At 62.1% G+C, this 13,842-nt stretch carries 15 protein-coding genes, 1 other RNA gene and 1 riboswitch; of the genes, 11 read left to right on the forward strand and 5 right to left on the reverse strand.

Annotated features, from left to right (window positions below):
• The first annotated feature begins 41 nt into the window (after window positions 1–41).
• The 3 genes from ACZ5J0_RS12360 (at window position 42) to ACZ5J0_RS12370 (ending at window position 1,692) form a co-directional block, all read left to right on the forward strand.
• On the forward strand, window positions 42–890 hold the full coding sequence (locus ACZ5J0_RS12360) for a DUF4097 family beta strand repeat-containing protein (RefSeq protein WP_464094728.1): 849 nt from the start codon (window positions 42–44) through the stop codon (window positions 888–890).
• Window positions 890–1,504, forward strand: coding sequence for a PadR family transcriptional regulator (locus ACZ5J0_RS12365; protein ID WP_250819721.1), 615 nt, complete (start codon window positions 890–892; stop codon window positions 1,502–1,504). The genes ACZ5J0_RS12360 and ACZ5J0_RS12365 overlap by 1 nt, the downstream gene beginning before the upstream one ends.
• Window positions 1,505–1,617: 113 nt before the next feature.
• The gene (locus ACZ5J0_RS12370; protein ID WP_369299106.1) at window positions 1,618–1,692 is read left to right on the forward strand and encodes a 50S ribosomal protein bL37; all 75 of its coding nucleotides are present in this window, start codon (window positions 1,618–1,620) and stop codon (window positions 1,690–1,692) included.
• 120 nt (window positions 1,693–1,812) lie between these two features.
• On the opposite strand, the gene rsrA is transcribed toward ACZ5J0_RS12370, so the two are convergent.
• Both rsrA and ACZ5J0_RS12380 read right to left on the reverse strand, forming a co-directional pair.
• Window positions 1,813–2,073, reverse strand: coding sequence for a mycothiol system anti-sigma-R factor (gene rsrA / locus ACZ5J0_RS12375; protein ID WP_142938598.1), 261 nt, complete (start codon window positions 2,071–2,073; stop codon window positions 1,813–1,815).
• On the reverse strand, window positions 2,070–2,867 hold the full coding sequence (locus tag ACZ5J0_RS12380; RefSeq protein ID WP_142938597.1) for a sigma-70 family RNA polymerase sigma factor: 798 nt from the start codon (window positions 2,865–2,867) through the stop codon (window positions 2,070–2,072). Before ACZ5J0_RS12380 ends, rsrA begins: the two co-directional genes overlap by 4 nt.
• Before the next feature lie 180 nt (window positions 2,868–3,047).
• Between ACZ5J0_RS12380 and ACZ5J0_RS12385 the strand changes: the two genes are divergently transcribed.
• The 7 genes from ACZ5J0_RS12385 (at window position 3,048) to ACZ5J0_RS12415 (ending at window position 10,331) form a co-directional block, all read left to right on the forward strand.
• Window positions 3,048–3,563, forward strand: coding sequence for a DoxX family membrane protein (locus tag ACZ5J0_RS12385; protein ID WP_142938596.1), 516 nt, complete (start codon window positions 3,048–3,050; stop codon window positions 3,561–3,563).
• Window positions 3,564–3,569: 6 nt separating this feature from the next.
• Window positions 3,570–4,952: a 3-phosphoshikimate 1-carboxyvinyltransferase gene (aroA, locus tag ACZ5J0_RS12390; protein WP_142938595.1), complete on the forward strand. Its 1,383-nt coding sequence runs from the start codon at window positions 3,570–3,572 to the stop codon at window positions 4,950–4,952.
• Between the two features lie 2 nt (window positions 4,953–4,954).
• Window positions 4,955–6,070: a ribosome small subunit-dependent GTPase A gene (gene rsgA / locus ACZ5J0_RS12395; RefSeq protein WP_142938594.1), complete on the forward strand. Its 1,116-nt coding sequence runs from the start codon at window positions 4,955–4,957 to the stop codon at window positions 6,068–6,070.
• A 55-nt stretch (window positions 6,071–6,125) separates the two neighbouring features.
• Window positions 6,126–6,938, forward strand: coding sequence for a histidinol-phosphatase (hisN, locus tag ACZ5J0_RS12400; RefSeq protein WP_464093227.1), 813 nt, complete (start codon window positions 6,126–6,128; stop codon window positions 6,936–6,938).
• A 170-nt stretch (window positions 6,939–7,108) separates the two neighbouring features.
• Window positions 7,109–7,222: riboswitch (SAM riboswitch) on the forward strand.
• A 31-nt stretch (window positions 7,223–7,253) separates the two neighbouring features.
• A complete protein-coding gene (locus tag ACZ5J0_RS12405; protein ID WP_464093228.1) occupies window positions 7,254–8,663 on the forward strand; it encodes an aminotransferase class V-fold PLP-dependent enzyme in 1,410 nt (469 codons plus the stop codon).
• Window positions 8,664–8,783: 120 nt separating this feature from the next.
• On the forward strand, window positions 8,784–9,608 hold the full coding sequence (locus ACZ5J0_RS12410) for a class I SAM-dependent methyltransferase (protein WP_464094729.1): 825 nt from the start codon (window positions 8,784–8,786) through the stop codon (window positions 9,606–9,608).
• A 9-nt stretch (window positions 9,609–9,617) separates the two neighbouring features.
• The gene (locus tag ACZ5J0_RS12415) at window positions 9,618–10,331 is read left to right on the forward strand and encodes a metal-dependent transcriptional regulator (protein WP_142938590.1); all 714 of its coding nucleotides are present in this window, start codon (window positions 9,618–9,620) and stop codon (window positions 10,329–10,331) included.
• 50 nt (window positions 10,332–10,381) lie between these two features.
• Here the strand turns inward: ACZ5J0_RS12415 and ACZ5J0_RS12420 are convergent, their stop codons facing one another.
• The gene (locus ACZ5J0_RS12420) at window positions 10,382–11,836 is read right to left on the reverse strand and encodes an MFS transporter (RefSeq protein WP_142938589.1); all 1,455 of its coding nucleotides are present in this window, start codon (window positions 11,834–11,836) and stop codon (window positions 10,382–10,384) included.
• 31 nt (window positions 11,837–11,867) lie between these two features.
• Here ACZ5J0_RS12420 and ACZ5J0_RS12425 point away from each other — a divergent pair, with 31 nt between their 5' ends.
• On the forward strand, window positions 11,868–12,242 hold the full coding sequence (locus ACZ5J0_RS12425) for a hypothetical protein (protein ID WP_464093229.1): 375 nt from the start codon (window positions 11,868–11,870) through the stop codon (window positions 12,240–12,242).
• A gap of 23 nt (window positions 12,243–12,265) precedes the next feature.
• Here ACZ5J0_RS12425 and ACZ5J0_RS12430 read toward each other — a convergent pair whose 3' ends face one another.
• On the reverse strand, window positions 12,266–13,252 hold the full coding sequence (locus ACZ5J0_RS12430; RefSeq protein ID WP_464093230.1) for a S1C family serine protease: 987 nt from the start codon (window positions 13,250–13,252) through the stop codon (window positions 12,266–12,268).
• A gap of 173 nt (window positions 13,253–13,425) precedes the next feature.
• Window positions 13,426–13,794: a transfer-messenger RNA gene (gene ssrA, locus ACZ5J0_RS12435) on the reverse strand.
• Window positions 13,795–13,842: the final 48 nt, after the last annotated feature.

Below are 13,842 nucleotides of genomic sequence, written 5' to 3' on the forward strand. Positions count from 1 at the left end.
CGTGTTTACATAAACGCGATATATCGCAACCTGGAGGAATGATGTCTGACGAACTATGGACCGTGACGGGCCCCCAAACCATTGACGTGGAGAATGTGCGCTCACTCAAACTCGGCATTGTCAAAGGCCGCTTTGACGTCGTGACGCACCAGGAACCTTTCGTCCGCATCGAAGTCAGTGAGATCACGGGCGACCCGCTGACGGTCACTCTTGTTGACGGAAGGTTGGAAGTACGCCACCAACTGCATGGACCGCAGGGCTGGTTCCGCAACTTGATGAGCACCGTCAATAACACCAGCAGCAACTCGGTGATCGTCGGCATTGCGCTGCCATCCGGCGTCGACGTTGAGGCGGGTACCGTGAGCGGTGACGGAATGGTCTCGGGCATCAGTGGACGCACCCGGCTCAATACGGTGTCCGGTTCTGTCCTGGCGGACGGCACCAGCGGCGAACTGCACGTCAATACAGTCAGTGGCGAGGTCATCGCCAGAAACCACGACGGCGTCCTGACCGCCAAGAGCGTCTCAGGCGAAGTCACCGCTTCGGGCAAGTTCAAGAACGTCCGTGCGAGCACCGTGAGCGGCGACCTCAGCTTTGACCTGCAGGACTACACCAACGACCTCGGGGCCAACTCCGTTTCCGGAGACCTGACCATCCGGCTGCCGCACGACGTCGGCCTGGACATCGTGGCGAAGTCGGCCAGCGGAACCGTGGTGATCGACGACCAAATGTACGCCCAAGCAGGCAGCACTGTTCACACTATTGTCGGTCCCGACGAAAGGCTGATGCTGGTGCGGACCAACACCGTTTCCGGCAAGACCTACATCATGCACGGATCGGCTCCCACACCGGAAAGCGGCCACCCAATCCCCGGGGAAGCGGGCCTCTGATGCCTCCGGTTTTCGCTCACGGCGCCCTGCGGCTGTACCTGCTCGCCTTGCTGGAGGCCGGTCCCAAGCACGGCTACGAGCTCATCAAGGCGTTGGGCGAACGGTTTGGGGGCACCTACTCCCCTAGCGCCGGTACTATTTACCCGCGCTTGGGCAAGCTGGAGGAGGAAGGCCTGGTTGCCACGGAGACCGAAGGCCGCCGCACCAAGTACCTCATTACGGACGCCGGTCGCGCTGAGCTCGATACTCGCCGGGATGAGCTGGCCAATGTCGAAGACACCATCTCCGCGTCCGTCAGGCGACTTGCCGACAACCTGCGGGAGGACATCCGCACCAACATGCGCGGCCTGCGGGCAGATCTTGCGGCCACTGCTGAAGCTGCACGAACCAGCGCTTCTTCGGCCCATTTGCGGAGCAGGACGATGGGGCATACTCCCGAAAGTCAACGCATGCTCAAGGAAGCGGAATTATTGGTTCAGTCCTTCAGGGATGACATCCGCGTCGAGTTACGCCAATACGGCGCCTCGCAGTCCCTGACTCCCCTGACGCTCGAAACCGTGCGCACCGTATTGGACCAGGCCCGCATATCGATCAGGAACACGCTGCATCATTGACGACGCCGGCGGCCACCAAGCAGCACGAAACCTGCCGGTTCGCGGCGCAGCACCCGGATGTGCGAAACTGGAGGGCAGCTTTATTGAGTATCAATCCTTGAAGGAGGCCAGCTATGAGCAAGCGTGCACGTAAGCGTCGTGACCGTAAGCGCGGCGGCGCGAACCACGGCAAGCGTCCCAACACCTAAGCCACCGGCTTAGCGTCACAGGCTTAAAAGCGAAGGCCCCGGAAACCATGCGGTTTCCGGGGCCTTCGACGTTAAGGTCAATCCTGTAAAAGAATGAGGCTCTTCAGCATCCGGCCGGGATCAGGCGTCCACTGGCTTGATGGCGTGGATGCGGTCCAGTATGGAGTTTTTCAGGTTCTCCGGGGCGGATTCAGTGCATGACCGCTTAACCATGGTGCGGATGAGGCACTCAAGGTCATACTGCTCGGCGCACTCCTCGCAGGTATCCAAGTGCTGCTTGATCTCAGTGAGATCCTCGCGGGTCAATGCGCCGTCGAGGTACTCGTAGATCCGTTGCATTCGCGTATCGTCGCAATCGCCCAATCCCTGGCAGTCGCTCATTTCTCTTTCTCCTGATTGTTGCTTCCGGCCGCGGCCTGATCTTCGGTTTGGGCCCTGAAGCCCCGTTCGGCGGCATAGTCCGCCAACATATCCCGCAGCATCTTCCTGCCGCGGTGCAACCGTGACATGACCGTGCCGATCGGGGTATTCATAATCTCTGAAATTTGTTTGTATGCGTAGCCCTCAACGTCCGCGAAGTAGACCGCAAGGCGGAATTCCTCAGGAATCGACTGCAAAGCGTTCTTCACGTCGGAGTCAGGGAGGTGATCCAGTGCTTCGGTCTCTGCCGACCGTAAGCCTGCCGAAGTGTGCGACTCCGCCTTGGCCAACTGCCAATCCTCGATCGTGTCCGAGTTGGACTGCAGCGGCTCACGCTGGCGCTTCCGATAAAGGTTGATGTAAGTGTTGGTGAGGATCCGGTACAGCCAGGCTTTGAGATTAGTCCCCGGCTTGTACTGATGGAACGCCGAAAACGCCTTGGTGTAGGCCTCTTGGACCAGATCTTCGGCATCGGAGGGGTTGCGCGCCATACGCATGGCTGCCGAATACAACTGGTCCACGTACTGCATGGCGTCACGCTCAAAGCGTGCCCGCCGCTGTTCCGGGGTTTCCGAAGCAGGATCGACGTCGTTTGCCGCCGTCGCGTCATCATCCGCGCCGGCTGCCTGGTACTTGGCCGCTGCGGCCGGTTCAGTGGTGCTCATCGTTGCCAAGTCTACTGTCAGCTGCCGCGATTCCGGCTGCATTCCATATCCAGGCTCCGGCAGCACCACCCGGTCCTTAACCAAAGTCAAAAAACCCACTCCGTTCAACAGGCGGCACACACCATGCCGCAGTCCGGTCTCCGCCGCACCTGTGGTTCACAACGGTGGCTGCCGGGTAAATATTCCGCAAAAGTGCAAGACTAGATCAGACTGCACCCCTTGAACACAACATTCACCGAACTAATGTGGCAAGCCATCAGGAGGCAAGACATGTCTGTTATCCGTTTTCTCGCACGTCCCATGCTCGCGTCCAGCTTCGTCGTCGCAGGGCTGGACAAGCTCAGGAACGCGGACGACACTGCGAAGCAACTCTCTCCCGTCCTTCGTCGCGCCTCCGAATCGCTGCCCTTCAAAGCTGACGAAAAGACACTCGCGCGCGTCCTCGGCGGTGCACAGTTGGGCGCCGGCGCTTTGCTCGGGCTCGGGAAGCTATCACGCTTTGCCGCCACGGTTCTCGCTATCACTTCGGCGCTGAACTCCTATGTCGAGTGGCGTTCGGCCGACATCAGCACCAAGGAAGGCCGGAGCGCCCGCAAGGCGCAGTTGCTGAAGAACATTTCCCTCACGGGCGGCGTGCTTCTTGCCGCAGTTGATACCGACGGCCGTCCGAGCATTGCCTGGCGGGCAGAACACTTGGCGGCCGATGCCAAAAAAGTGACAGGCAAGCAAATCAAGCGCGCAGACAAAGCAGTTCGCAAGGCCGTAGACAACGCAGTTGGAGCATAAGGAAGCATGACCGGCACCACCTCCGCTAACACCGAATCAGCAAAAGCCGCCACCACGCTGCCCTTGTGGCCGGCGCCTCACGCCAAGGGGCCAGTGGACGCAACGGTGACGGTCCCAGGTTCAAAGTCGCTAACAAATCGGTTCCTGGTGTTGGCGGCTTTGGCGGATGGTCCCTCACGGTTGAGGGCTCCCCTTCACTCGCGCGACTCCGCACTGATGATCCAAGCTCTCCAGCATCTGGGTGCCACCGTCAAGGAGGTACCCGGCGACGGCCACTTCGGTCCGGACCTGGAAATTACTCCGTTGGATCCGGCTGCACCCGGAGCTGAGACGGCAATCGACTGCGGGCTCGCAGGAACCGTTATGCGGTTCGTTCCCCCATTGGCTGCGCTGCGTCACGGCGTCACAGTCTTCGACGGCGACCCCCACGCCCGCAAGCGGCCCATGGGGACCATCATCGAAGCCCTGATCGCCCTCGGAGTCCCGGTGGCAGCAGATGGCGGCAGGACGCCGTCGTCCCTTCCCTTCGCTGTGGACGGTACCGGCGAAGTTCGGGGCGGCCACCTGGTGATTGATGCCAGCGCTTCATCGCAGTTCGTTTCCGCGTTGTTGCTGGTGGGTGCCCGGTTCGTTGAGGGCCTGCATCTGGAACACGTGGGCAAACCCGTTCCCAGCTTGGACCACATCACCATGACGGTGGAGGTCCTCCGCAGCGTGGGTGTCACGGTGGACGATTCCGTACCCAACCACTGGCGTGTCTCGCCCGGCCCCATCCGGGCCTTTGACCAACGGATTGAACAGGACCTCTCCAACGCCGGACCCTTCCTCGCCGCGGCGCTGGCCACACGTGGCACCGTCCGCATTCCCAATTGGCCTGCCGGCACCACGCAGGTAGGCGATCAATGGCGGAGCATCCTGGCTGCCATGGGTGCAGAAGTAACGTTTGACGACGGAACGCTGACAGTGACCGGCGCGGCCGAGATCAAAGGTGCCGACTTCGACGAAACCAGCGAACTGGCGCCGACGGTCGCCGCATTGTGCGCCCTGGCCAACGGGCCCTCACGGTTGACCGGCATCGCCCACCTCCGGGGACACGAAACCGACCGGCTTGCCGCGCTGGTTGCCGAGATCAATGGCCTCGGAGGCGATGCTGAGGAAACCGCCGATGGCTTGGTGATCCGCCCGGCTGCCCTTCATGGAGGCGTCGTCCACAGCTACGCCGACCACCGCATGGCTACTGCCGGCGCGATCCTCGGGCTCGCTGTCGAAGGCGTACAAGTCGAAGACATCGCCACGACGTCAAAAACCATGCCGGAATTCCCACAGATGTGGGCGGCCATGTTGCAGCAAACAGATGACAGCGACGATCTTGATGAGGCCAGTAACTGACCATGGGCCGTGACGCACGTTCCTGGGACGAATCCGACGTCCGGATCCGTCCCAGCAAAAAAGGATCCAGGCCGCGCACCAAGGACCGCCCCAGCCACGATGACGCCGTGATAGGCAGGATCATCACTGTGGACCGCGGGCGCTACCGGGCAATTGTTGGCGAAGATTCCGCCAACGAGCGGATCGTGATTGCAGCCCGCGCCCGTGAGCTGCGGCGAAATCCCGTTGTCCCAGGGGACTTCGTCGCGCTGGTAGGTGATGTCTCCGGGTCCCCCGACACTTTGGCGCGGCTTGTCCGGGTGGAAGAGCGGAAGACACTTCTTCGCCGCAGCGCTGACGATACCGACCCCATAGAACGGGTAGTTGTAGCCAACGCCGATCAGCTTGTTGTGGTTGTTGCGGCGGCCAACCCGGAACCACGCACCGGGTTTATTGATCGTGCCCTGGTTGCGGCATACGACGCCGGCATCGAGCCGTTGCTGCTGATCACCAAGGCGGACGTCAAGGATCCGGCGGAGCTCCTTGCCAATTACCTGAGCTTGGACTTTCCCGTGATCATCAGCCGTACCGCTGACTCCGAGGCCGGCGGCATTGATGCCCGCTCGGATGATGGACTCTCAGCCCGGCTGGACAAGGACGCCGTATCCCAGCTCCGCTCACATCTAGGTGGCAAAGTCACCGTCATGCTGGGCCACTCGGGTGTCGGCAAATCCACCATGGTTAACGCACTGACAGGGGCGGAGCGCGCCACGGGCGGCGTCAACGCGGTGACGGGCCGTGGCCGGCACACCTCATCCTCGGCCTTGGCGCTGAAGCTGGACGACGCCCCGTCCGGCAGCTGGATTATCGATACGCCCGGCATCCGTTCCTTCGGCCTGGCGCATGTGGACCCGGACCGGATCCTCCATTCGTTCCCGGACCTTGAGCCCGGCACGGAAACCTGCGACCGGGGCTGCAAGCACAGTGCAACCGCCACCAATTGCGGGCTGGATGCATGGGTGAACGATGGCCACGCAGGACCATCAGGAGTAGCACGGTTGGCCTCCCTGCGCCGCCTGTTGGGTGCAGACCCAAGACTCGAGGCGAAAGAGACCAAGGAACTGGGCACCGTCAACTGATCGTTACCGGCTTCACGTCCCCAATGAGGCGAACGATTCAGGATAGTTTGGTGGCATGACCCATCCCGTTTCCACGTACAACGATGACCTGCGCCTGGCCCACGTCCTCGCTGATTCAGTCGATGCCCAGACCATGGATCGCTTCAAGGCACTGGACCTCAAGATCGAAACCAAGCCTGACCTCACGCCGGTCACTGACGCTGACAAGGCCGCTGAGGAAGCTATCCGCGGCCAGCTGTCCCGCTCGCGCCCACGTGATGCGGTCCTGGGCGAGGAGTTCGGCAGCAGCGGCCACGGCTCGCGCCGTTGGATCATCGACCCCATCGACGGAACCAAGAACTTCGTCCGGGGTGTTCCGGTGTGGGCAACGTTAATTGCCCTCGTGGACGAGGGCGAACCTGTGGTGGGCGTTGTGAGCGCCCCGGCATTGGGGAAACGCTGGTGGGCCGCCAAGGACATGGGCGCCTACATGGGCCGGTCCCTCGCCTCGGCCACGCGCCTCAAAGTTTCCAACGTCTCCAGTTTGGCTGACGCCTCCTTGTCCTACTCCAGCCTCTCGGGCTGGAAGGAACGCGGCAATCTTGACGAGTTCCTGGACCTCACCGAAGATGTTTGGCGCACGCGCGCCTATGGTGACTTCTGGTCGTACTGTCTCGTGGCCGAGGGCGCAGTGGACATCGCCTGCGAGCCTGAGCTGAACCTATATGACATGGCAGCACTCGTCCCCATCGTCACTGAGGCCGGTGGCCGTTTCACCTCCCTGGAAGGCGAAGACGGTCCCTTCGGCGGCAATGCACTGGCCACCAACTCGATCCTCCACTCAGAAGTCCTCAAGCGGCTCAACCCGGGCCTGGACGATCTTCTCTAGTCCTCCTGCAAACCAGCAGGAACGGAATATTCGACGGCGGCAGCCCCCTTTTGTGGGTCTCCGCCGTTTTTTATTCGACGAAGCAGGCATTTTGGCTCCGACGTAACAAAGGGCTTAACAATCGGCAGCGGCTTTGGAAGGCCCCCCGGACGTGCTTTAGCCTTTTTACAGGTCACGAGTGCCAGCGCTAAACCCCGGTTAGCTGGCCGGCAACCCTCCATTCGCGGTGGGGTGCCCCGGGTGACGACCCGGCCGGTCCGGAACGGATGCGGCAAGCGCGGATTCCCTATGGGGGTCCCTCTTGAGTGAGGTCCTATGAGCACTGTCACGTTCGACTCAAACATCATTCCGTCCTTCGCCGCAGAAACCACAGCAGAGACAGCTGCCGCTGCACGGCCGCTGGCCGCTGTTACCGGCGCCGAGTTGCAAGCGCCCCTGATTCAGGGCGGACACGTTCGCTACGCAAACCTCGACTACGGGGCATCGGCTCCGGCGTTGACCATCGTCTCGGCCTACCTCAACGAAGTCCTTCCCTACTATGCGAGTGTCCACCGCGGTGCGGGCTACGCCTCCCAGATCAGCACGTCGGTGTACGAAAATTCACGGAACATCGTCCGCGAATTCGTTGGCGGGCGGGCAGATGATTCTGTCATCTTCACCCGGAACACCACGGACTCCTTGAACCTGCTGGCCGGCTGCCTTCCGCTGATCAACGGCAAGCCCGCAGGTGAGGTCCTGTACCTGGATATCGAACACCACGCCAACCTGCTTCCGTGGCAGGGCGTCCCGCACCGCAGCGTCGTAGCGGCATCAACCTTGGCCGAGACCCTGGACAAACTCCGCGGGGAGCTGGCTCAAGGCGGTGTTAGCCTGCTTGCGGTAACCGGAGCCTCCAACGTCACCGGTGAGATCCTACCCATCGCAGAGCTTGCTTCCCTGGCCCACCAGTACGGTGCACGGATTGTGGTGGATGCCGCCCAACTCGCACCGCACCGTCGGATCAACATCACCGAGGCAGACGTGGACTACGTGGTCTTCTCCGGACACAAGCTCTACGCCCCCTTCGGTGCCGGCGTTGTGGTGGGCCGTCCCGACTGGCTCGACGCCGGCACTCCGCACCTGGCCGGTGGCGGCGCAGTCCGTGAAGCCCGATTGGACTCCGTTAGCTGGGCAGCAGGCCCTGCGCGGCACGAGGGCGGCTCGCCCAATGTTCTGGGTGCCGCAACCCTCGCCCGTGCCACCCAGGTGCTGGCCGGGTTGGACCAGGACGAGTGGCACGCCCATGAAACCGCCATCCGCTCCTACTTGGTGGAAGGCCTGGAAGCCATCGACGGCGTGACCGTGCACAAGATCTTCACAGACTCCTTGGACACCATCGGTGTGGTCAATTTCTCCGTCGAAGGATTCGACGCCGGATTGGTGGCCGCCTACCTGGCAGCAGAGCACGGCGTGGGCCTGCGGGACGGCCGCTTCTGCGCCCACCCGCTCCTCAAGCGCCTGGGGCTCCCGTCTGGCTCTCTGCGTGCCAGCTTCGGCGTCGGCTCCCGGTTGGAGGACGCTTCCAGGCTGCTCGCAGGCATCCAAGGGCTCAAGCGCGACGGATTGGGTTGGGACTACGTGGTGGACGAGGGCCGATGGGTTCCCGCCAATGACCACCGCACCTACCCCGAATGGGCGCCCAACACTCCGGGCACTGCGGGAGCAGCTCCCTGCACAGTCGACTAGAAAACACACAGTCGACTAGAAACACTGTGGACCAGGCACACTGTGGACCAGGCGTAACGGCCGCTGCGGTAAATTCGTAGGGTACCCACTGGCCATCCTGTGAAGGAGTTCTGCGTGTCCCTGCGTCCCCCGGGCGCCGCAAACGGTGCGGCCGGCATTCCCGGACCCGCTGGACCGCGAGGTCCCAAGCTCCACGCTGCCCGTCGGCGCGAACTCGGCCAGAGCTTCCAGGACGGCGGAGAACACTATGACCGTGTGCGTCCTGGCTACCCACGGGACTCCCTGGATTGGCTCGTTCCTCCCGCGGCAAGGTCGGCGGCCGACCTCGGCGCGGGCACGGGAAAATTCACGGCACTCCTTATCCAGCGCGGACTGGCGGTCACCGCCGTCGATCCTTCCACGGACATGCTGGAGCAACTGCGAAAAAGCTACCCCCTCGTCAACGCGCTGGAGGGAACGGCAGAGGGAACTGGACTGACGGACTCAGCATTCGACGTCGTCAGCGTTGCCCAAGCCTGGCATTGGTGTGAGCCCATGGCAGCGAGCACGGAGATCTCCCGGATCCTGCGTCCGCACGGAGTCCTGGGGCTGATCTGGAATCAGTTGGACACGTCTATTCCCTGGGTACACCGCCTTTCCCGCATCATGCATGCAGGCGATGTCCACAAGCCTGGCTTCCGGCCAGTCATTGGCCCGGAGTTTGGTGGTTTGGAAAGCCACCTGACCCAGTGGGAGGATGCCCTGACTCCTGAGGACATCATGGAACTCACCAAATCCCGCAGCTACTATCTCCGAGCCAACGACGCCACCCGGGCTAAGGTCATGCACAACCTGGAGTGGTACCTCCATGACCACCTCGGTCATGCCCCAGGTGAAACCATCGGGTTGCCCTACATGACGCAAACCTGGCGGGCGTTCAAGATTCAGGGTCCGGCGCCACGGTAGGCTTGGGGTGTGAAGACCAGTACGCCCTCCTCCTCGATTGAGGACTACGTCAAGGTCATCTACTCCTACACGGAGTGGCAGGACAAGCCGATTACGTCATCCCAGCTCGCCCTGCGCCTCGGGGTGGCAAATTCCTCAGTGTCGGAGATGGTGCGCAAACTCAAGGACCAGGGTTTGGTTGATCACCAGCCCTATAGCGCCATCAGACTGACCCCTGAAGGCATGCGGCTCGCCCTCTCCATGGTGCGCCGGCACCGGCTCATTGAGACGTACCTTGTTGAGGAACTCGGATACAGCTGGGACGAAGTCCACGACGAAGCCGAGATGTTGGAACATGCGGTGTCCGATACCTTCATCGAACGCATGTCCGCCAAGCTTGGCCATCCTGTCCGGGACCCGCACGGGGACCCGATACCTTCGGCCGATGGATCGGTTGAGCTGCCGCACGCCTACCGAATGATCGAGTTGGATCAGGGCCACTCGGGTCGCATCACACGAATCAGCGACGAAAATCCGGACCTCCTGCGCTACCTTGCCTCGGAGGAGATCTCCCTGGACGCACCGGTGGAAGTGGTGGGGCGTAAACCCTTTGGCGGAGCTTTGGTAGTGCGCATCGGCAGCGGCTCCCGTGGCCGGGAATTCGATCTCGCGGATGAAATCACGTCAGCTCTGTGGGTCCAGAGCTCCGAGACGCACGAAGGCTGCGTTCTTCCCGCCCGCTGAGTCCGTTCGCGCCTGATCCCGTTCGCGTCTGAGCCCGTGCGCGCCCGAGGTCAGTTGACCTGCCCGCCCGGCCCGCCGTCGTCGGACGCTGTACCAGGTTCGCTGACAGCGGCAGTTGCGGCGTCCTGGACAGGGTTCCGGATTCCGACGGCGGAAACCACCGCCCCGAACAGGAACAGGCCCGCCGTCACCAGCAAAGCGTTATACAGGCCTTCCCGGGTAAAGGCCGGCCCCACAATGACTCCGGCGAAAGCGATGGAGATCAGACCCGCAATACGCGCCACGGCGTTGTTCACCGCCGAACCAATCCCAGCCTCCTCAGACGGGACGGCGCCAAGGATTGCGGCCGTCAGCGGCGCCACCAAGGTAGCCAGCCCGAGACCAAAGACCACCTGGCCCGGCAGCACCTGCGTCCAGTAGTTGAGGGGGTCCTGAATAGTCAACGACATCAGGAAACCCCCACCACACAGAATCGGTCCGATCGTCATGAACCATCGTGGGCCGTACTTACCGGCAAGCCCACCAAAGTAGGACGCACCCAGCATCAGGATGACCGTCCCTGGTAGCAGCGCCAAGCCCGCCACAGTGGCTCCCATGCCACCCACCTGCTGCAGGTAAATGCCCAGCACAAAGAAGCCCAGGGAGATCGCGGCGTAAATGGCCAAGGTAGCGAGGTTACCCCAGGCAAAGTTGCCGATAGTGAAGAGCCTCAGAGGCAACATGGGCTGAGCAGTCCGGGCCTCATGGAGGAGGAACAAAACCATTGCCGCAATGCCCACCATAAGCGGAATCCACACTTGCGGGCTCCCCCACCCCATCCTCCCCTGCTCGATGAACGCATACACCGGCCCACCCAAGCCGACCATGGCCAAGAATGCTCCCAAGTAGTCGATGCTCTTGCTCTTGTCCCTTGCGGCGTCGGATGCGCGCAAACCCGCAAGCAAAGGCCAGATGGCAACGGCCGGGATGACATTGATGAAGAAGATGACCCGCCAGGACAAAAGGTCCACGGCCATTCCGCCGATCAGCGGACCCACAATGGCCGCGGCACTGGTCCACCCGGACCACTGCCCAATGGCCTTCGACTGCGCCGGGCCGGAGAACGACGAGATGATCATGGCAAGCGAACTCGGAACCAGGAGTGCGCCGGCGATCCCCTGCAACGCACGGGACACCACCAGCACTTCACCGGTCCATGCCAGACCACACATCACAGAGGTGACCGCGAAACCAGCAAGGCCCCATTCGAGAATCCTTGCCCTGCCGAAATGGTCGGACAGTGAGCCGGCAACCAGGATCAACGCGCCCAGGGTGAGCAGGTAAGCGTCCACCACCCATTGCTGGATGACCAGCCCACCACCCAGTTCACGCCCGATGGCCGGGAGTGCGAGATTCACCACAAATCCATCAAGGATGGCGATGAACGAAGCCACAATTGCCACCACAAGTACGCGCTTTTGGAGCGGAGTTCTCGGCAGGAGGGCCGCTGCGTCAGTCATGTGCACAGCCTACGCCGGGGAAGTCCCGTATCGTTGAATGGTGATTAGCAGACGTGATGCCGCCTTGGCCCTTGATATTTCGATGGAAATGGCCCAACGCCACGGTATTCCGTCCCGCCTCTCTGAGGCCGACCTCAGGGACATGCAGGACAACCCCCCAGCGTGGTTGGTACAGTCCCGAGCCAACCGAACCGGTAAGCGACCCGTGTGGGTCCATCTGACCTGCGCTGTGTGCGGCTACACCGAGGCCGTTCGCCCCAAGAAATGGTGGCCCGATTTCTCCTTCGTCTTCTGTGGCACCCACCGGAACAGCGAACTGCCCGAACTCTTCCTCGGTGACGTACGCAGCGAATATGAAGGCGTCGGAAGCCGATTCGTCGGTGTAGTGGACGTCCGCAAGGTCCAAGGCTAAACAGGGAGCCTAGCCGGGAACTCCTAGGCCGGCTGACTCATTTCGGATGGCACGGCAGTGAGCTGGAGGGCCTTGCCATCGCGGAGCACCGTCAACGGGAAAGTTTCGCCGATAGCCTCGGCAAACAGCAATTTCTGCAGGCTTTCAGCGCTGGAAACCGCTCGGTCCTGCGCGCGCAACACCACATCCCCTGCTTGGAGTCCGGACAACTCCGCGGGCGAGCCCGGAATGACCTCCACCACCCGCAGACCCTCCTTCTGGCCGGTCCTAACCACCGCACTCGCATCGAGGGGTATGGGCGTGCTGACCAGGCCCAGGTATGCGCGGCGAACGCGGCCGTCCCTCAGCAGCGACGCGATGATCCGTTGCGTCGTGGTGTTGATTGGTACTGCCAGCCCGAGCCCGAGGCCGGCAACGGCGGTGTTGATGCCCACGATTCGCCCCCTTGTGTCGGCCAGTGCACCTCCGGAGTTTCCCGGATTCAGGGCGGCGTCGGTTTGGATGACATCCTCGATCACCCGCCTGTGCTCGCCTGCCCTCACGGGAATGGACCGCCCCAAGCCGCTCACTACGCCAGCGGTCACCGAACCGGCCAGGCCCAGCGGATTGCCCACGGCAATCACTAATTGGCCTACCTGCAACGTGTCGGCATTGCCCAGCAATGCCGGCGGCGGGGTGGACTTCAGGCCACGGACCACTGCGAGGTCCGAGAGTGGATCTGCTCCCACCAGCTCCACGTCAGTGTGCTTGCCATCAGCGAACACAGCCCGGCCGGACTGGATGCCCGCCACCACGTGGGCGTTGGTCAGCATGTATCCGTCGGCGGTAAAAACCACAGCTGAACCACTTCCCCCACGGACCCGGCCGCGGCGGTCAGTACTTGTCATCTCGATCGCGGCAACGTGGGGTGTCACAGATTCAGCAACGCTTATGACGATCCGGGAGTACGCGTCCAAGGCTTCATGGTCGTCCGCGGCTTGCTCTTCAAATGCTGGATTTGTGCTCATCATGTGCCTCCTGCCAACGCCCTGCCACGCTTAACCGCGATCCTTCGGCGAAGCGCCCAACCAGTACAACGGCCAAGCAGGTGCCGGTAGTCCTGAACGCGCTACGCCGTAGGTGAACGCACCCTGCAGACGGCAAAAAGAAAGCCCCCGGATCACGAGGATCCGAGGGCTTTCAGGGGTGGAGATGGGGGGAATTGAACCCCCGTCCGATGTCGTTTTGTCAGGGCTTCTCCGGGCGCAGTTCGCGTCGGATTTTCTCGGCCCCAGCCATCCTGCGAACAGGTGGCTGATCCGGGCCCAGTCATCTAAGAGTCCCGTTTACCTCAATGACGAAGGCAAACAGCAGTGGCTATCTAAATGACGCCAGGAACCGGGGCGATAGCAACCCCGGGCTGACGGACTGTCTTACTGCTTAGGCAGCGAGAGCGAAGTCAGTGCGCTTAGATTCGGCACTTATTGGTTTGCAGACAGCGTTTACGAGATAATTCTGCATCCTCGGCCCGCTTCACCTGTCGCGACTAACATCGTCGAAACCGATCATCCCCGTATTTTGTTACCAAACCCGCCAAGAGTCTTTGAACTCTCGTCGGACT

The sequence above is a fragment of the Arthrobacter sp. DualSoilB13 genome (assembly GCF_055389195.1).